Here is a 23,338-nt window from a genome sequence, read left to right as displayed (position 1 = left end):
CCATGGAGTAATCCAGTAAGACCCCTTAGAGATGATGAGGTTGATAGGTCTGGTGTGGAAGCGTGGCGACACGTGGAGCTGACAGATACTAATCGGTCGAGGACTTATCCAATACAATTCTTGATTTTGTTTCTTGCGTATTATCTAGTTTTGAGAGAACTATTTCTTTCAATGTGAACTAAGATCCATTTGGATTCTGAAGTTCAATATAGTCTGGTGGCGATAGCGAAGAGGTCACACCCGTTCCCATGCCGAACACGGTCGTTAAGCTCTTTTGCGCCGATGGTAGTTGGGGGCTTCCCCCTGTGAGAGTAGGACGTTGCCGGACGTTATAAATTGGGGCCTTAGCTCAGCTGGGAGAGCGCCTGCCTTGCACGCAGGAGGTCAGCGGTTCGATCCCGCTAGGCTCCACCAATTTATTATGGAGGAATACCCAAGTCCGGCTGAAGGGATCGGTCTTGAAAACCGACAGGCGGGTCAAACCGCGCGGGGGTTCGAATCCCTCTTCCTCCTTTTTAAACTATTAAGATAAAGATGTACTGCATCTTTATAACAACGCGGGTGGAGCAACGAGCACCACATCGTCGAGTAAGCTTGTAGAGGAGATGTCCAACATCTTCGAATCAACAACATCAATATCCTTTGTAACGACGCGGGGTGGAGCAACGAGCACCACATCGTCGAATTATCTACGAGTCACATCGACGCATGATTGCATCGTCGAGTAAGCTTGTAGAGGAGATGTCCAACATCTTCGAATCAACAACATCAATATCCTTGTAACGACGCGGGGTGGAGCAGTCTGGTAGCTCGTCGGGCTCATAACCCGAAGGTCGGTGGTTCAAATCCGCCCCCCGCAATACCAAAATGGTCCGGTAGTTCAGTTGGTTAGAATGCCTGCCTGTCACGCAGGAGGTCGCGGGTTCGAGTCCCGTCCGGACCGCCACATATAAGTGGAGGGGTAGCGAAGTGGCTAAACGCGGCGGACTGTAAATCCGCTCCCTCCGGGTTCGGCGGTTCGAATCCGTCCCCCTCCACCATTTATGGCGATTGTGGCGAAGTGGTTAACGCACCGGATTGTGATTCCGGCACTCGTGGGTTCAATTCCCATCAGTCGCCCTTTATCTTTTTTATACAGCATTGGGCTATCGCCAAGCGGTAAGGCAACGGATTTTGATTCCGTCATGCGTTGGTTCGAATCCAGCTAGCCCAGCCAAATGCGGAAGTAGTTCAGTGGTAGAACACCACCTTGCCAAGGTGGGGGTCGCGAGTTCGAATCTCGTCTTCCGCTTTGTTTGCGCCCTTAGCTCAGCTGGATAGAGTGTTTGACTACGAATCAAAAGGTCGGGAGTTCGAATCTCTCAGGGCGCGCCATTTTAAAATTGTCAAATTAGAGAAAAAAAAATGATACCATGCGGGTGTAGTTTAGTGGTAAAACCTCAGCCATGAGCAATACGGCTATGAATAAGCTACAAATAACATCAACGCATGATTGCATCTTGAATAAGCTTTTAGAGGAGATGTCTATCCTCAGCACAATAATTAAAAAGTTTGATACCATGCGGGTGTAGTTTAGTGGTAAAACCTCAGCCTTCCAAGCTGATGTCGTGAGTTCGATTCTCATCACCCGCTCCATTTGGGGCCTATAGCTCAGCTGGTTAGAGCGCACGCCTGATAAGCGTGAGGTCGGTGGTTCGAGTCCACTTAGGCCCACCATATTATTCCACAGTAGCTCAGTGGTAGAGCTATCGGCTGTTAACCGATCGGTCGTAGGTTCGAGTCCTACCTGTGGAGCCACGGAGAAGTACCCAAGTGGCTGAAGGGGCGCCCCTGCTAAGGGTGTAGGTCGTTTACGCGGCGCGAGGGTTCAAATCCCTCCTTCTCCGCCATAGTTATTTATAGTAAGGCCCGTTGGTCAAGCGGTTAAGACACCGCCCTTTCACGGCGGTATCACGGGTTCGATTCCCGTACGGGTCACCATTATTTTTTAGAGCCATTAGCTCAGTTGGTAGAGCATCTGACTTTTAATCAGAGGGTCGAAGGTTCGAATCCTTCATGGCTCACCATTTCGCGGGTGTGGCGGAATTGGCAGACGCGCTAGACTTAGGATCTAGTGTCTTATGACGTGGGGGTTCAAGTCCCTTCACCCGCATTGCTTAAGAGGTGTTTCAAAAGGTCTTTCCTTTTGAAACACCTCTTTTTATTTATTCTTGTTTTTTTCTGGGACTAAATCAATTCCACCTGGATGGAAAGGATGACATTTTAATATTCTTTTCAGTGTTAACCAAGAACCTTTCCATGGACCAAATCGTTTAATCGCCTCAAGCCCGTAGTGTGAGCAGGTTGGATAGAAACGACATGTCGCTGGCTTGAGGGGGGAAATTAGTTTTTGGTATCCTCTTATTAGTAAAAGTAATAGTTTCTGCATATAGATCACCTTTCAAAAAAATAAATAAAAAAAGAAGGGATTTGTTTCTTTCTGTCTAATTGTATCAATAGAAAAGAGAAAGGAGGGTTATTTAACTTTATCGGTCTTTCCACGTTTTGTCTATTCTGTTCGCTTTTCCTCGTAAAAATTCCTCAAGAGGTGATAAAATTGAAAACTCTCCTAAATGAGAAAGGATTTACATTAATTGAAATGTTGATCGTTCTTATGATTATTTCATTATTGCTAATGATTGTTGTTCCTAACTTAACAAAAAATAATAATACTGCCCAAGAAGCTAGCTGTAAAGGCACAGTGAAACTAGTACAAGCTCAGGTCTATGCGTACAATCTAGAAGAAGGGGGAAACTTAACTAGCCTAGAGCCTCTTATATCTAACGGTTATGTAGATTCAATAAAATGCTACAATGATCAGGATGTAGAATTAGATGTTGATACACAAATAGTCTCAGAACCAAAACCAAAGCCGCTACCTGCCTCGTGATCCTCACGAATAAGGGATTCAGTCTCATTGAGTTATTGATGGTCCTTTCGATCGTTTTTTTGCTGCTCTCTCTTCCAATCCTCCAACTTCCGAATCTTTCTAAAACAAGCCTTGAATCTGATCTTCTAGCCCAACAGATAAAGGATGATTTTCTTTATGCTCAACAGATTGCCATGAGTTATGGCCGCCAAGTGTATATTAAAGTAGACAATTCAAAAAGTAAGTACATCCTTCGTTTTGCTGCCTTTGAACCCCATTTCGAACGCTCCTACCCTAAAGAAACCTTAGTTTTTCAATCTGGAACCTTATCCCTTAGCTCAATTGCTTTTTTTCCGAATGGTCACCCTATTCACTCCGGTACATTCTTTGTACAAACAGAAACTGAACGCTATCAATTTATTATCTATTTAGGGAAAGGAATGATTTCCTATAAGAAAATTTAATAAGGGATTCACATTAATTGAGGTCATGTTTGCATTAGCAACAATGATCTTGTTAAGCAGCTTTTTGATCCCTGTCATTCTAATCGTTCATGAGGAGAGATTATCCAACAGGCAAGAACTTGAAGTGTTATTAAAATTAGAGGAAATAGCCCATTACTACATTGCGTATGGAAGTATTCAGTTCCCTAAATCTAATGATAAAGTCACTTTCTTTAGTGAGGTAACAGAGAATGGACTTGTCAGTATTTGTGCTAATTGGATAGGGAAAAATGGGAGGGAGTATGAAGAATGCTTGCTTGCAGCTAGATAGAAAAGCCTTTACTTTAATAGAATTACTCATTGTTTTATCTATTCTTCTCCTTATTCTATCCATCCTTCCACCAATGATCCAAACGGTTGCAACTGGTCTACAAACGGGGAGCACGTCTCCCCGGGAGTTGACGGTTTTCTTTAGTCATTTATCTGATGAGGTAAGAGAATCGTCTTTCATAGATCTAAGACCTGGCAAATTAATTCTTCATAAAGCAGATGGAGATCGTATCACAATTGAGCTTTATTCTAGTACAAAAATCAGAAGAACCGTAAACGGAGCAGGTCATGTGTTGATGCTCGAGGGGGTAAAGACGTTCTATTGCGACAATGAGGATATACTCATTCAGTGTGAGGTCATCATGCAAGATGGTCTTACCTATCGTAAATCTCTTATACCGTTATATAAAAGTAGGTGACGGATGAATCAATCTGGTTTTATTTATCCCCTGACAATTATGCTATGTTTATTCGTAAGCTGGCTAACCATTTTTCATATTACTCAATATAGTTCAGAAGAACAACTATTACGTGAACAAGAGCGTTTCATGCAATTAGAGTCATTGTTACAAGTTGGAATTGTTGAGTCGCAAAAGATGAGCACAATTCCAGCAGCTAATGAAAATATTGTCTTTTCATATGATTCTGGTAAGGTTACACTTATTGTAAATGAATCTAACTCTCAAATGGGTACAATTTCGTTAATTGCCATATTAACAACCGGGCATCAACGACATGCTTGGTTCAAAATTAATTGGGAGACAGCTGAAATTAAGCAGTATGTGGAAGGAGAGATAGCATGGTAAATAATATATATATTACGGGTTTTATGGGTTCAGGTAAAACAACTGTTGGGCAAGCTTTAGCAAAGTCACTGGGTTACCAAGTAACTGATACAGATAAGTGGATTGAAGAGATGGAAGGACAATCCATCTCGACGATTTTCAAACAATACGGTGAGCCATATTTTAGAGACTTAGAAACAAATGCATTACAACAGATCTCAGGAAATCAGCTAATCATAACAACTGGTGGCGGAATTATCATGCGTCCAGAAAATAGAGAAATCATGAAAGAAAAGGGTGAAATTATCTATTTACAATGTGATTTAGAAGAGGTGTTTTTACGTTTAAATGACGATACGACAAGGCCATTGCTTGAGAAAGAGGATAAAAGCAATGTTGAAAAATTATATCAATCGAGATTGCCATTTTATGAAGAAGCTGACTATACGATTAATACTACCGGTAAAAGTATCCACTTTATTGTTCAAGAGTTAAAATCACTGCTTAAATAAATAGCAAAATGGTTACACTACTTATAGTATAAGTAGAGGTGATTAGCATGTCATTAAATGATTATGTGAAATTTCTTACACAGCAGGCTGTTAGAAGAATGGATCAGCCTAGAGAACTGAGACGATCAGAGAAAGAAGAGCGCAAGGCAAACCGACTTCCATACTCTTCTCATATGTTCGGGATGATTCCACTAGCCTTTTCTGTTTTGATAAAAAGACATCGGAATAAAAAGTAAGGCTCTCAGATGAGACACAGTTTTGCCAATCTTACACCATTTACAAGTTAATTAACAATGTATATAATAATACTACATGGATTATTATATTATTTTACAATTACTCCTACAGTCAGGGTAGTAACTTGTGTGTGAAGGAGGGAAATTTTAATGGATCGTATGTATCGTGTTTTAGCATTTTGGACAGGGATTTTCGCTGTTTTGTTCTTTGTAGGTGATATGTTTAACATGGCTTTGTTATTTTTCGCACAAACAGGGGCGTTATTGGCATTAAGTTATTTAAACTTATCTGAGCGTGTGTATATTTATATTTTTGGTGCCTACTGTACAATTTTCTTCGTAGGATTTACGTATTATTCACACTTCCTTTTAGTACCAAGCTTTGGTAATCATTAATTTGGCTACATAAGAAGAGAACCGCCGATATGGCGGTTCTTTTTGGTTATTTGATCATATTGTTTTTAAAAACCAGACAAGAAAGGGTTACTGTCCATCTCTTTGCCGATCGTTGTTGGACGTCCATGACCACAAGCGACAACTGTTTCCTCAGGTAGTTCTAATAGTTTTCGGTGAATGCTTGAGAGGAGTTGCTGCTCATTTCCACCCGCTAAGTCGGTTCTGCCAATGCTTTGTTCAAACAACACATCTCCTGAGAAAACGATATTTTCTTCTTTACAATAGTAAGAAATGCTTCCTGGAGAGTGACCTGGTGTTTCGAACATCTCAAAGCGAAAAGAACCAATGGTGAGCGTGTATTCATTTTTAATAATTTTATCTGCCTTTTTTACAATAATTCCTTCATTACCGAGAAAACGCTGTGAGCCATTTTGAACCGGATCGGTCAACCAATATTGTTCCTTTTCATGGATATAGACAGGACATGAAAAGGCATCACGAACTTCGTCGACAGCCCCGATATGGTCAAAATGAGCATGCGTTAGTAAAATTGCTAGAGGCTTTAATGAACGATCTTGTAACCAGCTTACTAATTCACGACCATTTCCACCTGGATCAAAAATAATTGCTTCTTTATCAGCATTTTCAAAAATATAGGCATTTGTTTGTAGTGGACCTAATGGAAGTTGTGTCCATTTCATTTGATTCCCTCCAAATTTGTAGTAGCTTTATCATACAATAGAAGAAGGATCTCGACAAACAGGATAATTAAGAGTAAAATATACGTAAAATGTCCAAACTAAATGTAACATTGTATTTGTACTCGCTTTGTCAAAATTATAAGCGGATTAATTCATTTTTATGCTTATAATTAGACTAGTCAATCTGTTTACATAAGGAGGGAAAGTCAGAATGTTCTTATCTATCATACTTTTAATTGTCGCATTGATTAGTGCAGTAGCGATTATTCGAGAGGTTCGTCGTAAGAATTTCTTTGCTGTTGGATTTGCAGGGATTTCATTTGTGGTTTTTGGATGGTTTTCAATTGCTACGATTATTTCGATCCTCACAACTGGAGGCGGAGCACCTACAGGTCACTAAGACTTAGCTCATATACAAATGAATCTATTTTTTAAGCCCGTAATTTGTTTATCATTACGGGCTTTATTTTGTTTTTTCGTGTCATTATGACTTATTAAGTGAGCATTATAATTCTCAGAACAGTAGACCCTTTTTCTTAAAAGACCTGCTGTTGTACATAGAACATGCCGCCGTTAATAATGGAGACGTGAATATTAGGCTTATACTGTTCCTCTAAGGCTTGCTTTTCTAAATGATAGCTATCAGGTTTTTCTTCGTATTCCTCATAAAATGACTCAAGTAGATTTAAATCCTCATTCCATCTAGTAATGGCCTCTTCTGCCCAAGAGGAATCTTCATTTTCAGCATAGGTTTGAACCATTTTCTGAAGACGGATTAGACCACTCTTTGCTGTAATTAGTGGTGATAGTGTAAAACAATAATCCGGTATTCTAGGAGTTAAGTCCTTTGTACGTATCTTATCAAAGAAATTCAAAACAATTTGACCATGGATTAAATTAAGTCCTAGAGAGAGAAGAACATCTTTTTTTCGGTCACATTGGAATGAAACTTTGACATTCATACATAGCCAGGGCTGGAGTGGAATTGACTTTTGCCCAGAGGCATTTATATTTTCGTAAAGTCTAATCACGCCTCCAAGCTCGCGAGTGGATGAAAAAAGTTGGCGAAGTCTTGGTGCACCAAAATGAACAAATTCCCCGTTTAGGTTCTCAGGTTTCTTTGTCTGATCAGTTATAAAGGTCACCTTCATCGGATTGGGATCTGCTCCTGTTTTCTCTAAATAGTGCCAATAGAAAGGGCGATTCATTAATAATTTATCAAGTTCAATTGATAGTTGAACTGTTAAATAGGATCGATCCCCCTCAATAATTGGACTATCGTTTGCTTCAAAATATCTTTCTAGAAAGTCATGAACTTGATGCTGTTGCATCGATCGATTCCTCCTCTGAATGGTCCTTAGCTTCTTCAGCAGCATCATTCATAATTGCTGCAAGATGATCGAATTTGATTTGCATTTCTCCTTCTGAATCTGAGGTTAGCAGAATGTCTTGAACATAATCCTCTACAGATGGGAGATTGATCTTAGTCAAAATCTCATCTAATTCACCAATGACTGATTCAAATAAATCAATTTTTTCATAGAGTAGCTTTAGAATATGCTGTTCGACCGTATTCTTAACAGCAAAATTATAGATATGTACATCATTTTGCTGTCCAAGTCTATGAATTCGTCCGATTCTTTGTTCAATTCGCATTGGATTCCATGGTAAATCGTAATTGATAATATGGCTGCAAAATTGCAGGTTAATTCCCTCACCACCAGCTTCAGTAGCAATTAGCACCTGTGCATGATTTTGAAATAGTTGTCTCATCCAATCCTTTTTGCCTCGTTTGAAACCACCACGAAAAGGAACAGAAGAGATCCCATTTTGTTTGAGATACCATTGTAAATAAAGCTGAGTTGCTCGATATTCAGTGAAGATAATCACCTTATCGTCAATTTTTTGGATAATCTCAAGTGCTTTTTCAGCCTTAGCGTGTCCGTCAACCTCACCTATTTTTGCTAGTAAATTCTCAGCCTTTGGTAGTGTTTTTTCCTCAGCATGAGCACGCTCAATCATATTTTTTAATGTCATAAAGGCTGCTTCGCGGCTGCTACATAGCTCTCGTTTCAGTGTGAGTAAGCCAAAATGACTTGAATCTCCTGCTAATTGTTCAATCTCATCATAAAAAGCCCGTTCTGAATCGCTAAATTCAATGTCGACCGTTTCAACGATCCGTTTCGTCCATTCAATCCCTGTTTCTTCTCGGCGATTACGGACCATGACTTTGTTAACTAGTTCTCTTAGCTTTTCTTCATTTCGAGGAGAACGCTTGTTTGTACGGTATTCTTGTTCAAATGAGCTGATATCGCCAAGATGTCCAGGTTTTAGTAGTGAGACGAGATTAAAGATTTCTTCTAGCTTATTTTGAACAGGTGTTGCTGTAAGAAGTAAACAAAATTTCTTTTTGAGCTGTTTAATAAACTCATAATTTTTTGTTTTTGGGTTTTTTAGTTTGTGTGCTTCATCAATGATAACGAGATCATATGGTTGGTCGAGGACAATATCCCGATGTGGTTGTCGCTTCGCTGTATCCATTGATGCGACAACAACTTCACACTGTTCCCATACATATGCTTTTTTTTGAGCGACAGCGGGGATATGAAATTTACTATTTAACTCGATTGCCCATTGTGAGACGAGAGATGCAGGGACAAGAATTAAGACTTTTTTTACAAGACCTCGAATCATGTATTCTTTTAAAATTAATCCGGCTTCAATTGTTTTACCAAGTCCAACTTCATCAGCTAGGATTGCCTTACCATTCATTTGTTCAATGACGGTATTAGCGACTTCGATTTGATGTGGAAATGGTTTTAATTGAGGAAGATGTTTAGGAGCAAGCAATCCGTGAAAATCTGGAATGATTTGATGCTCCTCTGCTTCATATGCTAATTTGAACATTTCCCAATTAGACCAGGGTCCATCTTGCTGTAAACGTTCAGAAAATAGTTCAGCCCATTCTTGATCAAATTGTAGATCAATCTTCATTTATATCACCCTTTCTCCTATTCAAGAACACCCATATCCGAATGAAAAAGACAAAAATGTATGAAACTTTAAGTTTTTAAATAAAATAGTTGCAAGAAGTGTCCTATCTTGTTAGGATATTAATAGAAAACCGAATGAAGTAATCATGTATTAGTAGTATGGACAAAAATAGTCAAAATTATGAGTAGTCAACTACATAAGATGCGGATGAGGATAAGGGGAGAGACTGTGGCAGTTGCTGCAGCGCCGAAGGAGCAAGCAACGATTTCTGTAAATCAGTTGTGAATCTCTCAGGTAAAGAAGACTCTTATTTGACGCGACTCTGGAGAGTGCTCACTTGAGCCACCCACGAAGACACTGGCGTTTGTTTAAACAACAGGAAACTTTCTGGTTAAAGGACAGGGTTATACACAGTTCATGTGTATAACCCTGTCCTTTTTTTAGTGATTTAGAAAGCATCTCAATGAAATGAAGCTTAATTACGAGGAGGGCTAAGATGACAGAATTAAAGAAAACACCTTTATTTGAAACTTATTTAGAATATGGGGCAAAAACGATTGATTTTGGTGGTTGGGACTTACCCGTTCAGTTTTCTAGTATCAAAGAAGAACATGAAGCTGTTCGGACAAAAGCAGGTCTCTTCGATGTCTCTCACATGGGTGAAGTTGAGGTGAAGGGGGATCAGGCTTTAGACTATTTGCAAAGGCTTGTTACAAATGATGTCTCTAAGCTAGTTGACGGTCAAGCTCAGTACACAGCGATGTGCTATGAAAATGGTGGGACGGTTGATGATTTATTAATATACCGTAAGGCAGAGGATCATTTTCTACTAGTAATAAATGCCTCTAATATTGAAAAAGATGTTGCTTGGATGAAGGAGCATGAGATTGATGCTGTTACGATTACTAACATATCAGACGAAGTAGCTCAATTAGCAATTCAAGGTCCATTAGCTGAACAAATTCTACAAAAGCAAACAGCCTTTCCATTATCAGAAATTTCATTCTTTCATTTTGTAGATCAAGTAAAAATAGCTGGTATCGATGTGCTGGTTTCACGAACTGGTTATACAGGAGAAGATGGGTTTGAGTTGTACTGTGATTCAATACATGCACCGGTATTATGGAAAGCGATACTAAGTGAAGGTCAAGCAGAGGGAATTGTTCCTTGTGGTTTAGGTGCTCGTGATACGCTCCGCTTTGAAGCACGGTTGCCGTTATATGGTCAAGAACTATCGAAGGATATCTCTCCACTCGAAGCTGGAATTGGTTTTGCTGTTAAAGTAAACAAAGAGGCTGACTTCATCGGGAAAGAAGCTCTTGCAAAACAAAAGGAACAAGGATTGACAAGAAAACTTGTCGGGATTGAAATGATTGATAAAGGAATTCCACGTACGGGGTATGAGGTTTTTGTTAATGGAGTTCAGGTTGGGACGGTGACAACGGGGACACAGTCTCCAACGTTAAAGAAAAATGTGGGTCTTGTTCTTATTGATAAGTCGCACACAGCACTTGGGACAGAAGTTGAGGTTCAAATACGAAAAAAACGTTTGAAGGCTATAGTGATCGCAACACCGTTTTACAAAAAGAGCTAGGGGGACTTTAGATGAACCATCGTTATTTACCAATGACTGAAGCTGATCAGAAGGAAATGCTTGAAGTGATCGGAGTCGATTCGATTGAAGAGTTATTTTCTGACATTCCAAAGGATATTCGATTTAATGGTGAAATGAAGTTAAAAGAAGCTTTGCGTGAACCGGAATTGGTTCGTTACTTTCAAGGATTAGCAAGTAAGAATGTATCAATTAAGCAAGTCCCTTCTTTTTTAGGGGCAGGGGTCTACGAGCATTATATTCCATCAATTGTCGACCATGTCATTTCTCGTTCTGAATTTTATACAGCATATACACCTTACCAGCCCGAAATCTCTCAAGGAGAACTACAAGCAATCTTTGAATTTCAAACGATGATTTGTGAATTAACGGGAATGGATCTTGCTAATTCATCTATGTATGATGGACCAACAGCACTAGCAGAGGCGGCAATGCTATGTGCTGGACAAACAAAAAAGAAAACGATTCTAGTGTCAAAATCTGTCCATCCTGAGGCTCGTGCCGTATTAAAAACAAATGCAACCGGCCAACGATTGAACGTGATTGAGATTGACACGAAGGATGGCGTGACAGATCTAGAGCAGTTAAAAGAAGTCTACGATGAGAATGCAGCTTGTGTTGTCGTTCAATATCCAAACTTTTTTGGGAACTTAGAGCCACTTGCTGAAATAGAAGCGGTTACGCATAGTGAAAAGGCACTATTTGTTGTTTCAAGTAACCCCCTTTCTCTTGGTCTATTGAAGTCACCTGGCGAATTTGGGGCAGATATTGTGGTTGGAGATGCACAGCCTTTTGGGATTTCAACTCAATTTGGTGGTCCTCATTGTGGATATTTTGCAACGACAAAGAAATTGATGAGAAAAGTACCAGGAAGGCTTGTCGGCCAAACGACTGATGAACATGGACAAAGAGGATTTGTTCTTACACTTCAAGCACGTGAGCAACATATTCGACGTGAAAAAGCGACTTCTAACATTTGTTCAAACCAAGCATTAAATGCACTTGCAGCTTCAGTTGCTATGACAGCTATTGGCAAAAAAGGTGTGCGAGAAATGGCTTATCAAAACGTCCAAAAAGCAGCATATATGAAGAAAATGCTCAAGGAAAATGGTGTTGAGTTAGCGTATGATCACCAACCGAGTTTTAATGAATTTGTTGTAAAGGTAACAAAACCTGTCGAGCAAGTGAATCAAGAACTCTTTGAAAAAGGTTTCATTGGCGGCTATGATCTCGGTCGTGATAATCCCACACTTGAAAATCATATGCTCATCGCAGTAACAGAAGTTCGAACAAGGGAAGAAATTGAAATGTTCGCTAAAGAATTGGGAGGGCTACAATAATGACAGATCAGTTGCTCATTTTTGAACGAAGCAAGCCAGGACGTGTCGGCCATAGTCTACCAACACTTGATGTCCCAGAACAAAACATAAATGATTTAGTGCCTGCAGAGTTTATTAGAGAAACAGAAGCAGAGTTACCAGAGGTTTCTGAGTTAGATATTATGCGCCATTATACAGCACTATCAAAAAGAAATCATGGTGTTGACTCAGGGTTTTATCCGTTAGGTTCTTGTACAATGAAGTATAATCCTAAGATTAATGAGAATGTCGCGAGGTTTGAAGGGCTTGCACATATTCATCCGTACCAACCGGCTGAACAAGTCCAGGGTGCTCTTGAATTATTATATGATCTGCAAACATCTCTTGCGGAAATTACAGGCATGGATGAAGTTACTTTACAGCCTGCAGCCGGAGCACATGGTGAGTGGACTGGACTAATGATGATACGTGCCTTCCATGAAGCAAATGGAGATTTTCACCGTACGAAAGTGATTGTTCCTGATTCGGCTCATGGAACCAATCCGGCATCTGCTACAGTGGCTGGGTTTGATTCAGTTACTGTACGTACCGATGAAAATGGTCTAGTCGATCTTGAACATCTTAATGAGGTTGTTGGTGAGGACACAGCAGCTCTGATGCTAACTAATCCGAATACACTTGGTCTATTTGAGAGCAATATTGTTGAGATGGCATCGATTATCCATAAAGCTGGAGGAAAGCTCTATTATGATGGGGCCAATTCAAATGCCATTCTAGGGATTGCTCGACCAGGAGATATGGGCTTTGATGTTGTTCACCTTAATCTTCACAAAACATTTACAGGACCACATGGTGGTGGGGGACCAGGTTCTGGACCAGTTGGAGTGAAAAAGGACCTAATTCCTTACTTACCTAAACCACTTATCATCAAAAATGATGGTAAATATGAGTTAGATTATAACCGTCCAGAGTCAATTGGCCGAGTTAAGCCTTATTATGGAAACTTTGGTATTAATGTAAGAGCCTATACGTACATCCGTACAATGGGACCAGACGGATTACGTAAAGTATCGGAGTATGCTGTATTAAATGCTAACTATATGATGAGAAGGTTAGAGCCACACTTCGAACTTCCTTATAAGCAGCATTGTAAACACGAATTTGTTATCTCCGGCAGTCGACAAAAGAAATTGGGTGTTCGAACACTAGATATTGCAAAGCGTTTGCTTGATTTTGGCTATCATCCACCTACGATTTATTTCCCTTTAAATGTAGAAGAATGCATGATGATTGAGCCGACAGAAACTGAGTCGAAAGAAACATTAGATGAATTTATTGAAGCAATGATTCAAATTGCTCGTGAAGTTGAAGAAACTCCAGAAGTTGTCCAAGAAGCTCCACATAATACCGTTATTTCAAGACTTGATGAAACAACAGCAGCTAGGAAACCAATTTTAAAATATGATAAGCAATAAAAGCGAGATAGTACCAAGGGCTTAGTATCCCTTAGACTATAGCAAAGTGCCTTTGAGAAATGATTCTCAGAGGCACTTTTAATTTCATATAATTAGTGTCGCTTAAATTTTGCCCAAAAATAGGTATGAATATTTCTAGAAAAAGTTCATCTCGTTGTCTAGCAATCTATGGTATGATAAGAAAATAGTCAAAGTTTGTTGATTTTTATACGCGTCTAGCAGACATTTAGAGAAGGACGGAACCTGATGAGAAGAAAAGATTACAAAAAATCAAAATCAAAAGTGAGAAGACGTTTACTTAAAATATTGCTATTTTTATTGCTAATTCTAGGCTGCTTAGTTGGCTATATCATCTTTCAATACAATGAAGGAAGACAAGCTGGTGAATCAGCAGTGAAATCAGAGAAAGTGAAAGAACCTGAAGACTTTAACGGGGCAGTTGTGAATGAGTTGGGTAAGGTTAATATTCTGTTACTTGGGGTTGATGCCCGGGAAGATGACGAACCTGCAAGAACAGATACAATCATGGTGGCCCAATATGATCCTCAAGCAAACACGGCAAAGCTTGTTTCGTTTATGAGAGATACTTATGTCGAAATTCCTGGTTACCGTAATTACAAAATAAATACTGCTTATTTTCTTGGTGGAGCAGAACTTTTAAGATCGACGTTAAAGCAAAACTTCGATATTGATATTCATTATTATGCACTTGTTGACTTCAAAGGGTTTGAAGCTGCTGTTGATGCACTAGCACCAGACGGAGTAGAAATTGATGTGCAAAAGAGGATGTCTGAGAAGATTGGTGTCGTTATTGAGCCAGGTCTCCAACAGTTAAACGGGAAAGAGCTACTAGGTTATGCCCGTTTCCGTGCTGACTCAGAGGGGGACTTTGGACGAGTTGCTCGTCAGCAAGAGGTATTAAATGCAATCAAAGAAGAAGTACTAAGTGTAACAGGAATTACGAAGCTACCTAGAGTAGTTGGTACAGTCCAACCTTATATTGAAACGAACCTCGGCAATACAGAAGTGTTAGGGCTTATGTCTGATATACTCTTGAAAAAACCAGATGACATTGAAACACTTAGAATACCAGTTGATGAATCGTTCTATGATGCAAGCTATAGTCATGCTGGTTCTGTTTTGGAAATCGATTTTGAGCAGAATCAACTTGCCATTCAAGAATTTTTAGGAAATTAATTAAAAAAAGTAAGAGGTACCCAAATGGTGAATAACCGTTTGAATACCTCTTTTTTTATTTCTTTTTAATTTTGCCTGTCCACTGCTTGAAGCCGCCCTTTAAATGGTGAATATTTGTAATACCACGTTTCTTTTTTAAAATTTGAGCAGCTTGCTTACTTCTAGCACTCGATTGGCAGTACAAATACACCGGCTGATCTGTTCGAACTTCATTTAGGCGTTGACGAAGCTGTGACATTGGAATGTTTCGTGCCCCTAGGATGTGTCCTCCATCAAACTCACGAGGTTCACGTACGTCAATTAGTTGAGCCTTGCGATAGCCTTGTACAAACTCTTCCTGAGTTAATGTAGTTAAATATTTTGGCTTGTGAAGAAATCGACTGTAGATAACGATTAAGATAACAATTAAAAGAATAAGAAACACATAAAGATCCATTCGTTCGTGACACTCCCTTTTCTCTCTTACATCTTGTTTAATTATATAGGTCTTCACATAATTTCGCAATTACTAGAAGTGGGATATGTTGGCGAGTTGGTTTGGCTCTGTTAAAATGGAGACGACTAATGCGGAAAGAAGAGATGATGATGAAAGAAACTTGGCGTTTTATTGATTCAGGTAATTGTTCACCAGCATATAATATGGCTTTGGATGAAGCGTTACTTGATTGGCATAGCAAAGGGATGATTCCTCCAACGATTCGTTTTTATGGCTGGGATCCAGCAACACTATCAATTGGTTATTTTCAAAAAGTACATCAGGAAATAAATATGGAAAAGGTTCGAGAATATGGCTTAGGGTTTGTTCGCAGACCGACTGGTGGCAGGGGGGTACTTCATGATCAAGAGTTAACCTATAGTGTAATTGTATCCGAAGACCATCCGAATATGCCAGCAACAGTGACAGAGGCGTATCGAGTCATATCAGAAGGAATTCTTGAGGGCTTTAAAGATGTTGGGCTTGATGCTTATTTTTCGATACCGAGATCAGAGGAAGAAAAAAATGCACTAAAGAATCCCCGATCAGCAGTGTGTTTTGATGCACCTTCTTGGTATGAGCTTGTCGTTGAGGGAAGAAAAGTAGCTGGAAGTGCTCAAACGCGGCAAAAGGGTGTTATCTTACAGCATGGCTCGATTATCCTTGATATTGATGAAGACAAGCTATTTGATCTCTTTCTATATTCAAGTGAGAGGCTAAGAGAAAGAATGCAAAGAAACTTCAAAAATAAAGCTGTTGCGATCAATGCCTTACGTGAAGTTCCACTATCAATGGTAGAAGCAAAGCAATCCTTTAAAAAAGGATTTGAAAAAGGGTTAAATATTGAGTTGGAATCGTATACACTTTCAGAGGCAGAGGAAAAAGTTGTGAAACAAATTGCACAAGAACGCTATGCTAACGACGAATGGAATTATCGTAGATAGAAAGAAGGCTGTCAATGTTCCCAGTTGACGGCCTTCCTCAATTTAAAGCTGGTTTTTAAACAGATCTCTAAGTCTTTTTGTCACTGGTCCAAGTGGAATGGTTGTAGTAAGTTCACCTTTTACTTGATTAATTGGTGTTATTTCCATTGAAGTGCTAGTAATAAATGCTTCATCAGCATGCTCAAGAACGTCAAAAGGGAACGGTTCCTCAATGACATCGATCCCTTCATTCAATGCTAATTGAATGACGATTTGTCTTGTAATTCCGTTAAGGATTAAATTTGTCGCTGGATGTGTATATAGAACATGATCCTTAACTAAAAAAAGATTTGATGAGGACCCTTCAGTTAAGATACGATCCCGGTGCATGATCGCTTCGTGACATTGATTATCTGCTGCTTCCCGTTTGGCTAGAACGTTACCTAATAGATTAATTGTTTTTATATCACAACGTAACCAGCGAATATCAGGTGTGAGCCATACGTGAATGCCATCTTCTAGTTGCTTGTCACTTGCGAACACCTGCGTAAATGCAGTTAAGGTACTTTCTGTTTCACGAGAATACAAGTGATTACGTGGAGCAATTCCACGAGTCACTTGAAAATAAATCGTCCCGTTAGTGATCGTGTTTTTTTCTACTAATGATAATAGTAATACCTTGAGCTCCTCTATCGAATAAGGTAGCGGCAAATCAAGCTTCTCTGCACTAGACGCGAGACGAGATAGATGTAAATCTAGAGCGAATGGTTTTTGTTCATATATGCGGATGACCTCATATATGCCGTCCCCGAAATGATAGCCACGATCGTTGATGTTTATATATGCTTCTTCCTTAGGTAAAATGGATTGATTGATTAGTACATACTCCATATAGTTCCTCCAGCTGCCCTTTTTTTCTTACATATGTAGAAGTTGTTTCCTTCATTTATGAGAACAAAAAAAATTTTTTTTGTCAATTATTTTATGACATATGTGAAAGCTTTGGTACATCAATTCTTTTTCTATTATCGTGTGATGCAACTGACAAAATCGTTCAAAATAAGTGAAATATCTACTAAAAATGCATTCAAACTAATTTATTCAAGCTAAATTGAGCTATTTTAAAGTTGACAAATTAAATAAAGAACAAGATGTATTACTATATATAGTATATTTATTATAAAGTTTAACACTATATGTTGAATATATGTATTGCTCTGTGGTAAGCTTACCCAAGAATATTTCAGCATAGGACGAGCAGAAGATCTATGAAATTATCTTTTGTTGAAAGAGGAGGAAACAATCAATGGCCATGACAATGACAAATGTAATGCGTCTCAATATTAACAGTTTAAACGAGGATATTGAGTTATTTCCACAAGTACATCCAATTACAGAGGATATGCACCAAACAAAAAAAGGTGTCTCCCGTCTTGTAATGCTTGATCGTTATACATTTAAGGACACAGAGAAGAAGACTCTTAAAGAGGGAGACTTTGTTGTTTTAACAGTAAAAGACGACCCTAAGTTTCCAGCAAGAGGGTATGGTTTTGTAGTGGAATTAAATCGTGATAACAACCAAGTAAAAGTATTGGTGGATGAGGAATTTAGAGGTGTACTTGAGGGAGAGGCTGCAGAAACAGGTATTGTCTATCGGTCTATTGAAACCATTGAAAAGCCTCTAGAATTATACTATGAACAAATTGCAAAGCGTAACGCAACAGGGCTAGCCTCCGTTGAAACAACTGAAGAAAAACGGCAAGAGGTATTTAAACAATTCTATCATCAGTTAGTGTCATTGAACTTTATCCCGGCAGGTCGTGTATTGTACGGAGCTGGTGCAGAGACGGATGTGACATACTTTAACTGTTACGTTATGCCATATGTTCGAGATTCAAGAGAAGGAATATCAGAGCACCGTAAACAAGTGATGGAAATAATGAGCCGTGGTGGTGGAGTTGGAACAAATGGTTCAACACTTAGACCTCGTAACACGCTTGCTCGTGGAGTCAATGGGAAATCATCAGGATCAGTTTCGTGGTTAGATGATATTGCAAAGCTTACTCATCTTGTCGAGCAAGGTGGATCAAGACGTGGGGCCCAGATGATCATGCTCGCCGATTGGCATCCAGATATTTTAGAATTTATTATTTCAAAAATGCAAAACCCAAGAATTTTACGTTTCTTGCTTGAAAACTCAAATGATCAACAGATCCAGAAATTAGTTAAGGACAAGCTTTCCTTTACCCCGCTTACACAAGTTGAGGAAGCAATGTACCAAGGTATTATTAACTTTAAGACGATGGAGGGTCAAGGCGGATTTGATCCAAAAGTGATCAAAGAAGCAGAAGAAAAGTTACAAATCGGTGGAACGTATACCGTTAATAATTCTGAATTCCTCACTGGTGCGAATATTTCTGTTTGTTTAACAAAAGAATTTATGGAAGCAGTCGAAAATGATGAAGAATATGCACTTCGTTTTCCAGATGTAGAAAACTATAATGAAGAACAAATGAACGAATACAACCTAAGCTGGCATGAAATAGGCGATGTCAGAGAATGGAAAAAACTCGGGCATACTATTAGAACATATCGTTTAATCAAGGCAAAAGAACTTTGGAATCTTATTAATATTTGTGCAACATATAGTGCAGAGCCAGGTATTTTCTTTATTGATAATGCAAATGAAAAAACGAATGCGACAGCATATGGACAAAAGGTCGTTGCGACGAACCCATGTGGTGAGCAACCACTAGCACCTTTTTCAGTTTGTAATTTAGCTGCAATTAATTTAGCTGAAATGGCAGACAAAGAAACAAAAACAGTGGATTATGAAAAGCTAAAGAAAACAGTTGAAGTAGGGGTACGCATGCAAGATAACGTTATTGATGCGACACCATACTTTTTAGAAGAAAATACAAAGCAGGCCAAGGGTGAGCGTCGTGTTGGCCTTGGTGTTATGGGCTTGCATGATTTACTGATTTATTGCCAAACTGTATATGGTTCGAATGAAGGTAATGCTATGGTTGATCGTGTGTTTGAAACAATTGCGACAACTGCATATAGAACTAGTATTGAGCTTGCAAAGGAAAAAGGAAGCTTTCCATTTTTAGTTGGTGAAACAGAAGAACAGACAGCCGCTCTTCGTAATAACTTTATTCATTCAGGCTATATGCAACAAATGCCTGAGGATATTCGCGAAGGAATATTGAAATATGGAATTAGAAACTCTCATCTTCTTACGGTTGCTCCAACTGGTAGCACAGGAACGATGGTTGGTGTTTCAACAGGGCTTGAACCGTATTTCTCATTTTCATATTTCCGCAGCGGTCGTTTAGGGAAGTTTATTGAAGTGAAAGCTGGAATTGTAGAGGATTATCTAAAAGAACATCCAGAAGCAGATCCTAATCAGTTACCTGAGTGGTTCATTTCAACAATGGAATTAGCACCTGAAGCTCACGCTGATGTTCAGTGTATTATCCAGCGTTGGGTTGATAGCTCTCTTTCAAAGACGGTTAACGCACCTAGAGGATATACAGTAGAACAGGTTCAAGCTGTATATGAACGTCTTTATAGCGGTGGAGCAAAAGGTGGGACTGTATATGTTGACGGTAGTCGGGATGCACAGGTTCTATCGTTAAAGGCGGAGGATAACCGTTTTGATGATAATGAAACAGGTGTACAAAATACAAATAAAGCTGTAGTCGACACGGTAACTGATATTCGCTCAACAGATGTAACGATAGGTTCTGAAGTAGGTAATACCTGCCCAGTATGTCGAGAAGGACATGTTGAAGATATCGGTGGTTGTAACACGTGCACAAGTTGTGGTGCTCAATTGAAGTGTGGATTATAAAATAAATTTGACGTATTAGAGGCAAACGGCCACTAATACGTCTTTTTTTTTCTAATAATTAACAGAAGGAAAGGGCGACCAAGTGAACATGCTAATAGTAAAAGAGAGGTGCAAAGAAGATGAAAGCATTTGAACCACAGCTGGTCTATATTGAACCAGGAGCACTTGATTATCCACTTGGTCGTGAATTAAAAGAGAAATTTGAGAAGAAGGGCGTAGAAATTAGGGAAACCACCTCCCATAATCAGGTGAGAAACATTCCAGGAAAGAACGAGCTACAGCAATACCGCAACGCGAAATCAACATTAGTCATCGGTGTTAGAAAAACATTGAAGTTTGATACATCGAAACCGTCTGCTGAGTACGCAATTCCTCTTGCAACTGGGTGTATGGGGCATTGTCATTATTGTTATTTGCAAACAACCCTTGGCAACAAACCTTATATTCGAACGTATGTAAATCTTGATGAGATTTTTGATGCAGCTGACCAATACATTAAGGAAAGAGAACCTGAAATTACAAGATTTGAAGCTGCCTGTACATCTGATGTTGTTGGTCTAGATCATTTAACCCATTCATTAAAAAAGACAATCGAGCATATTGGACAAACGGACTCAGGCCGGTTACGATTTGTCACTAAGTATAAGCATGTTGATCATCTACTTGACGCGAAACATAATGGGAATACTCGTTTCAGGTTTAGTGTTAACTCAGATCACGTGATCAAACAATATGAACCAGGAACCTCTTCATTCCTTGAACGAATTGAAGCTGCAGGGAAGGTTGCAAAGGCCGATTATCCTTTAGGTTTTATTGTCGCCCCGCTAATCAGACATGAGAATTGGAAAGAAGGATATCATGAGTTATTCGAACGACTAGAGGCAATTCTTCCTCTGTATGCGAAAAAGGATCTGACGTTTGAGCTAATCCAGCATCGGTTTACAAAAACCGCTAAAAACATCATACAGAAAAGGTATCCAAAATCTAAGCTTGAGATGAATGAGGAAGAACGTAAATACAAATGGGGAAGATATGGACGAGGGAAATATGTCTATAAGAATGAGGAAGCAGATGAATTAAAAGAAACGATTCAATCTTATATCGGACATTTTTTTCCACAAGCCAAGATCGAGTATTTTACTTAATTCGCTAATGAGCATTGTCCTCTCCAAAAAATTTGTGTACTATAGTAGTGTTACACTTTTTTATGTTGCATCGTTTCGAGCGGTGATTAACTTTGGAGGGGACATAATGCCAACACCTAGTATGGAAGATTATTTAGAACGTATATATATACTAATTGAGGAAAAAGGGTACGCTCGCGTTTCCGATATTGCAGAGGCATTAGAAGTCCACCCTTCATCTGTCACAAAAATGGTCCAAAAGCTAGACAAAAGCGACTACTTAATTTATGAACGTTATCGTGGATTAATTCTAACTAGTAAAGGGAAAAAAATCGGAAAACGATTAGTTTATCGTCATGAACTATTAGAAAACTTTCTTAGAATGATCGGTGTCCATAATGAATATATTTACCAAGACGTGGAAGGAATTGAACATCATTTAAGCTGGGATGCGATTGATCGAATTGGTGATCTTGTCCAATATTTTCAAGAGGACCCTAAGCGAAGAGAAGTATTAGAGCAAATTCAAAAGCAGAATAGTGAAGAATCTAATTAAAACATTCCAGTAGAGAATGTTTTTTTTACGTTTTAGGCACGTATCAGCTTGTTCGTTTCATAGTCTTTAAAAGGAGGCGATAAATATGAAAGTCGACGGAGTATTTGCGGGTGGTGGAGTAAAGGCCTTTGCTTTTGTCGGTGCCCTGCAAATTATGGAGGAGCAAGGATATGAGTTCGATCGTTTAGCTGGTTCGAGTGCAGGTGCCATTATCGCCGCACTAATTCAAGCAGGGTATAGTAGCGAGGAGTTATTTAGTTTGTTGAATGAGCTGGACGTTGAAGAGTTTAAAGATGAGCGAATGTCGTATCTCCCTTTTCCGATGGCGAAATGGATTCATATGTATTTTCGTCTTGGGCTTTATCGTGGGGATGCGTTAGAACAATGGTTAAAGACAGTATTAGAAGCACGTGGAATTAGGACTTTTGATGATCTACCCAATGGTTCATTGAAAATTATCGCATCTGATCTATCAAAAGGACGGTTGCTAGTTTTACCAGATGATTTGCAGAAGTATGGCGTCATACCTGAACGATTTCCAGTAGCTAGGGCTATTCGAATGAGCTGCAGTATCCCATTTTTCTTTGAACCAGTAAAGATATATAGTCGTGCCGGTGGGGGGAAACCTTCTTATATTGTTGATGGAGGAATTTTAAGTAATTTTCCAATGTGGTTATTCATGGACGGTGCTACAAAAAGGTGGAAAAAACCAGCCATTGGATTTCAATTAACTCCTGAGATTAAAGAACTTCCGTCAAATAAAATAAAAAACGCGGTTGATATGTATCGAGCCTTATTTGAAACGATGAGCAATGCTCATGATATTCGATATATTGATGATGAACATGCAAGGAATATTGTCTTTATTCCAGTTCAGGATATTAAAGCAACCGATTTTTCATTGTCAGATGAGCAAAAAGAAGATTTGATTTTACTGGGGAGAAACGAAGCAGAGAAATTTTTAAAGAAATGGAGCTATTAAAAAGAATCGAGCGTTAAAAAAGTGCTCGATTCTTTTTTTTGCTTTTATTTTTTTTGCCTTCTATTACGGTTAATTGATGGTCCTCACGTCTTTTTTTCAAAAGAGGTTCAGATTTCTTTTTGCTTTTTGAATTTCCTGAGCTAGTTCTTGGACGGAACTTCGAGGGTGGTTGGGTCACTTTTTGAGTACTTGTTCGTTTCGCTTTCCTGATTTGGGCACGAGAAGGTCCAGATTGAGATGGCAAAAAGGGGATCCCATATTTACGTGACATATATAGTCTGTATATAAGGAAGATAATACCTGCAATAACAGCAATCGTTACTATTTGCCTTAAGAAATCGAAAGGGTTTAATACAAGTCCAATAACAGCTAATATAAGGACAGCAGGAATGACGTATTTCATGATCGATTGCATCAGTTTGCCCACCTCCAATAGGTCACATTAATAAGTGAAATGTTCATTTTATCAATTGATCAATCCTTGTTACTAATTCTACATGATATCTTAATAATC

General features: G+C 39.0%; 25 protein-coding genes, 16 tRNA genes, 2 rRNA genes and 1 riboswitch. Of the genes, 36 read left to right on the top strand and 7 right to left on the bottom strand.

Annotated elements, in window-relative coordinates:
- The 18 genes from J7W16_RS14575 to J7W16_RS14490 form a co-directional block, all read left to right on the top strand.
- Positions 1-112 (top strand): 23S ribosomal RNA (locus J7W16_RS14575); the annotation flags it as partial.
- A gap of 100 nt (positions 113-212) precedes the next feature.
- Positions 213-328 (top strand): 5S ribosomal RNA (gene rrf / locus J7W16_RS14570).
- Between the two features lie 10 nt (positions 329-338).
- Positions 339-414 (top strand) — tRNA-Ala (locus tag J7W16_RS14565).
- A 9-nt stretch (positions 415-423) separates the two neighbouring features.
- Positions 424-513 (top strand) — tRNA-Ser (locus J7W16_RS14560).
- Between the two features lie 273 nt (positions 514-786).
- Positions 787-860 (top strand) — tRNA-Met (locus J7W16_RS14555).
- A gap of 9 nt (positions 861-869) precedes the next feature.
- Positions 870-946: transfer RNA gene (locus J7W16_RS14550), tRNA-Asp, on the top strand.
- A 9-nt stretch (positions 947-955) separates the two neighbouring features.
- Positions 956-1,040: transfer RNA gene (locus J7W16_RS14545), tRNA-Tyr, on the top strand.
- Between the two features lie 6 nt (positions 1,041-1,046).
- Positions 1,047-1,119 (top strand) — tRNA-His (locus J7W16_RS14540).
- A 22-nt stretch (positions 1,120-1,141) separates the two neighbouring features.
- Positions 1,142-1,216, top strand: a tRNA-Gln gene (locus J7W16_RS14535).
- A 3-nt stretch (positions 1,217-1,219) separates the two neighbouring features.
- Positions 1,220-1,291, top strand: a tRNA-Gly gene (locus J7W16_RS14530).
- A 6-nt stretch (positions 1,292-1,297) separates the two neighbouring features.
- Positions 1,298-1,374: transfer RNA gene (locus tag J7W16_RS14525), tRNA-Arg, on the top strand.
- 187 nt (positions 1,375-1,561) lie between these two features.
- A tRNA-Gly gene (locus J7W16_RS14520) sits at positions 1,562-1,635 on the top strand.
- Positions 1,636-1,639: 4 nt separating this feature from the next.
- A tRNA-Ile gene (locus tag J7W16_RS14515) sits at positions 1,640-1,716 on the top strand.
- A 6-nt stretch (positions 1,717-1,722) separates the two neighbouring features.
- Positions 1,723-1,797, top strand: a tRNA-Asn gene (locus tag J7W16_RS14510).
- 1 nt (position 1,798) lies between these two features.
- Positions 1,799-1,889, top strand: a tRNA-Ser gene (locus tag J7W16_RS14505).
- Positions 1,890-1,905: 16 nt separating this feature from the next.
- A tRNA-Glu gene (locus J7W16_RS14500) sits at positions 1,906-1,980 on the top strand.
- A gap of 10 nt (positions 1,981-1,990) precedes the next feature.
- A tRNA-Lys gene (locus tag J7W16_RS14495) sits at positions 1,991-2,066 on the top strand.
- A gap of 4 nt (positions 2,067-2,070) precedes the next feature.
- A tRNA-Leu gene (locus J7W16_RS14490) sits at positions 2,071-2,152 on the top strand.
- Positions 2,153-2,200: 48 nt separating this feature from the next.
- Here the strand turns inward: J7W16_RS14490 and yidD are convergent.
- The gene (yidD, locus tag J7W16_RS14485) at positions 2,201-2,428 is read right to left on the bottom strand and encodes a membrane protein insertion efficiency factor YidD (protein WP_210598026.1); all 228 of its coding nucleotides are present in this window, start codon (positions 2,426-2,428) and stop codon (positions 2,201-2,203) included.
- Between the two features lie 159 nt (positions 2,429-2,587).
- Between yidD and comGC the strand changes: the two genes are divergently transcribed.
- From comGC to J7W16_RS14445, 8 genes are all read left to right on the top strand, one after another.
- Positions 2,588-2,929 carry a competence type IV pilus major pilin ComGC gene (comGC, locus tag J7W16_RS14480; protein ID WP_346726935.1) on the top strand — a complete coding sequence of 114 codons (342 nt, stop codon included), beginning with the start codon at positions 2,588-2,590 and terminating at the stop codon, positions 2,927-2,929.
- Complete coding sequence (gene comGD / locus J7W16_RS14475; RefSeq protein ID WP_210598025.1) at positions 2,926-3,372, top strand: competence type IV pilus minor pilin ComGD; 447 nt, start codon at positions 2,926-2,928, stop codon at positions 3,370-3,372. The genes comGC and comGD overlap by 4 nt, the downstream gene beginning before the upstream one ends.
- A complete protein-coding gene (locus tag J7W16_RS14470) occupies positions 3,359-3,682 on the top strand; it encodes a type II secretion system protein (RefSeq protein WP_346726936.1) in 324 nt (107 codons plus the stop codon). The genes comGD and J7W16_RS14470 overlap by 14 nt, the downstream gene beginning before the upstream one ends.
- Positions 3,654-4,100 (top strand): competence type IV pilus minor pilin ComGF, encoded by a 447-nt coding sequence (gene comGF, locus J7W16_RS14465; RefSeq protein WP_210598023.1) that lies wholly within the window; start codon positions 3,654-3,656, stop codon positions 4,098-4,100. The genes J7W16_RS14470 and comGF overlap by 29 nt, the downstream gene beginning before the upstream one ends.
- A 3-nt stretch (positions 4,101-4,103) precedes the next feature.
- On the top strand, positions 4,104-4,487 hold the full coding sequence (comGG, locus tag J7W16_RS14460) for a competence type IV pilus minor pilin ComGG (RefSeq protein WP_210598022.1): 384 nt from the start codon (positions 4,104-4,106) through the stop codon (positions 4,485-4,487).
- Positions 4,481-4,978 (top strand): shikimate kinase, encoded by a 498-nt coding sequence (locus tag J7W16_RS14455; protein WP_210598021.1) that lies wholly within the window; start codon positions 4,481-4,483, stop codon positions 4,976-4,978. The genes comGG and J7W16_RS14455 overlap by 7 nt, the downstream gene beginning before the upstream one ends.
- 47 nt (positions 4,979-5,025) lie before the next feature.
- Positions 5,026-5,214 carry a YqzE family protein gene (locus J7W16_RS14450; protein ID WP_210598020.1) on the top strand — a complete coding sequence of 63 codons (189 nt, stop codon included), beginning with the start codon at positions 5,026-5,028 and terminating at the stop codon, positions 5,212-5,214.
- A 150-nt stretch (positions 5,215-5,364) separates the two neighbouring features.
- Positions 5,365-5,610 (top strand): DUF2626 domain-containing protein, encoded by a 246-nt coding sequence (locus J7W16_RS14445; protein ID WP_210598019.1) that lies wholly within the window; start codon positions 5,365-5,367, stop codon positions 5,608-5,610.
- 65 nt (positions 5,611-5,675) lie between these two features.
- Here the strand turns inward: J7W16_RS14445 and J7W16_RS14440 are convergent, their stop codons facing one another.
- The gene (locus tag J7W16_RS14440; protein WP_210598018.1) at positions 5,676-6,311 is read right to left on the bottom strand and encodes an MBL fold metallo-hydrolase; all 636 of its coding nucleotides are present in this window, start codon (positions 6,309-6,311) and stop codon (positions 5,676-5,678) included.
- A gap of 211 nt (positions 6,312-6,522) precedes the next feature.
- Between J7W16_RS14440 and J7W16_RS14435 the strand changes: the two genes are divergently transcribed.
- Positions 6,523-6,711: a DUF2759 domain-containing protein gene (locus tag J7W16_RS14435; protein ID WP_210598017.1), complete on the top strand. Its 189-nt coding sequence runs from the start codon at positions 6,523-6,525 to the stop codon at positions 6,709-6,711.
- Between the two features lie 136 nt (positions 6,712-6,847).
- Here the strand turns inward: J7W16_RS14435 and J7W16_RS14430 are convergent, their stop codons facing one another.
- The gene (locus J7W16_RS14430; protein WP_210598016.1) at positions 6,848-7,642 is read right to left on the bottom strand and encodes a YqhG family protein; all 795 of its coding nucleotides are present in this window, start codon (positions 7,640-7,642) and stop codon (positions 6,848-6,850) included.
- On the bottom strand, positions 7,620-9,305 hold the full coding sequence (locus tag J7W16_RS14425; RefSeq protein WP_210598015.1) for a DEAD/DEAH box helicase: 1,686 nt from the start codon (positions 9,303-9,305) through the stop codon (positions 7,620-7,622). Before J7W16_RS14425 ends, J7W16_RS14430 begins: the two co-directional genes overlap by 23 nt.
- Before the next feature lie 207 nt (positions 9,306-9,512).
- Positions 9,513-9,622, top strand: a riboswitch (glycine riboswitch).
- A 179-nt stretch (positions 9,623-9,801) separates the two neighbouring features.
- On the opposite strand from J7W16_RS14425, the gene gcvT reads away from it, so the two are divergent.
- The 4 genes from gcvT to J7W16_RS14405 all read left to right on the top strand — a co-directional run bounded on the left by gcvT (position 9,802) and on the right by J7W16_RS14405 (position 14,908).
- Entirely contained in the window at positions 9,802-10,899 is a 1,098-nt protein-coding gene (gene gcvT / locus J7W16_RS14420) for a glycine cleavage system aminomethyltransferase GcvT (protein WP_210598014.1), read from the top strand.
- A gap of 11 nt (positions 10,900-10,910) precedes the next feature.
- Complete coding sequence (gene gcvPA / locus J7W16_RS14415; RefSeq protein WP_210598013.1) at positions 10,911-12,257, top strand: aminomethyl-transferring glycine dehydrogenase subunit GcvPA; 1,347 nt, start codon at positions 10,911-10,913, stop codon at positions 12,255-12,257.
- Positions 12,257-13,711, top strand: coding sequence for an aminomethyl-transferring glycine dehydrogenase subunit GcvPB (gcvPB, locus tag J7W16_RS14410; RefSeq protein WP_210598012.1), 1,455 nt, complete (start codon positions 12,257-12,259; stop codon positions 13,709-13,711). The genes gcvPA and gcvPB overlap by 1 nt, the downstream gene beginning before the upstream one ends.
- Positions 13,712-13,957: 246 nt before the next feature.
- Positions 13,958-14,908 (top strand): LCP family protein, encoded by a 951-nt coding sequence (locus J7W16_RS14405; protein WP_210598011.1) that lies wholly within the window; start codon positions 13,958-13,960, stop codon positions 14,906-14,908.
- A gap of 55 nt (positions 14,909-14,963) precedes the next feature.
- On the opposite strand, the gene J7W16_RS14400 is transcribed toward J7W16_RS14405, so the two are convergent.
- Positions 14,964-15,344 carry a rhodanese-like domain-containing protein gene (locus tag J7W16_RS14400; protein WP_210598010.1) on the bottom strand — a complete coding sequence of 127 codons (381 nt, stop codon included), beginning with the start codon at positions 15,342-15,344 and terminating at the stop codon, positions 14,964-14,966.
- Positions 15,345-15,490: 146 nt separating this feature from the next.
- On the opposite strand from J7W16_RS14400, the gene J7W16_RS14395 reads away from it, so the two are divergent.
- Complete coding sequence (locus tag J7W16_RS14395) at positions 15,491-16,327, top strand: lipoate--protein ligase family protein (protein ID WP_210598051.1); 837 nt, start codon at positions 15,491-15,493, stop codon at positions 16,325-16,327.
- Positions 16,328-16,369: 42 nt separating this feature from the next.
- On the opposite strand, the gene dat is transcribed toward J7W16_RS14395, so the two are convergent.
- Positions 16,370-17,197, bottom strand: coding sequence for a D-amino-acid transaminase (gene dat / locus J7W16_RS14390; protein ID WP_210598009.1), 828 nt, complete (start codon positions 17,195-17,197; stop codon positions 16,370-16,372).
- A 415-nt stretch (positions 17,198-17,612) separates the two neighbouring features.
- Here dat and J7W16_RS14385 point away from each other — a divergent pair, with 415 nt between their 5' ends.
- The 4 genes from J7W16_RS14385 (at position 17,613) to J7W16_RS14370 (ending at position 22,824) form a co-directional block, all read left to right on the top strand.
- A complete protein-coding gene (locus tag J7W16_RS14385; RefSeq protein ID WP_210598008.1) occupies positions 17,613-20,162 on the top strand; it encodes a vitamin B12-dependent ribonucleotide reductase in 2,550 nt (849 codons plus the stop codon).
- Positions 20,163-20,281: 119 nt separating this feature from the next.
- The gene (gene splB, locus J7W16_RS14380; protein ID WP_210598007.1) at positions 20,282-21,307 is read left to right on the top strand and encodes a spore photoproduct lyase; all 1,026 of its coding nucleotides are present in this window, start codon (positions 20,282-20,284) and stop codon (positions 21,305-21,307) included.
- A 106-nt stretch (positions 21,308-21,413) separates the two neighbouring features.
- A complete protein-coding gene (gene mntR, locus J7W16_RS14375) occupies positions 21,414-21,842 on the top strand; it encodes a transcriptional regulator MntR (RefSeq protein ID WP_210598006.1) in 429 nt (142 codons plus the stop codon).
- 85 nt (positions 21,843-21,927) lie between these two features.
- Positions 21,928-22,824: a patatin-like phospholipase family protein gene (locus J7W16_RS14370; protein WP_210598005.1), complete on the top strand. Its 897-nt coding sequence runs from the start codon at positions 21,928-21,930 to the stop codon at positions 22,822-22,824.
- Positions 22,825-22,837: 13 nt separating this feature from the next.
- Here the strand turns inward: J7W16_RS14370 and J7W16_RS14365 are convergent, their stop codons facing one another.
- Positions 22,838-23,239, bottom strand: coding sequence for a hypothetical protein (locus J7W16_RS14365; protein ID WP_210598004.1), 402 nt, complete (start codon positions 23,237-23,239; stop codon positions 22,838-22,840).
- Positions 23,240-23,338: the final 99 nt, after the last annotated feature.

The sequence above is a fragment of the Halalkalibacter suaedae genome (assembly GCF_017939705.1).
Taxonomy (GTDB): Bacteria; Bacillota; Bacilli; order Bacillales; family Bacillaceae_D; genus Halalkalibacter; species Halalkalibacter suaedae.
Note: the sequence above shows the minus strand (reverse complement) of the source record. Positions and strands in the feature narration are given on the sequence as shown.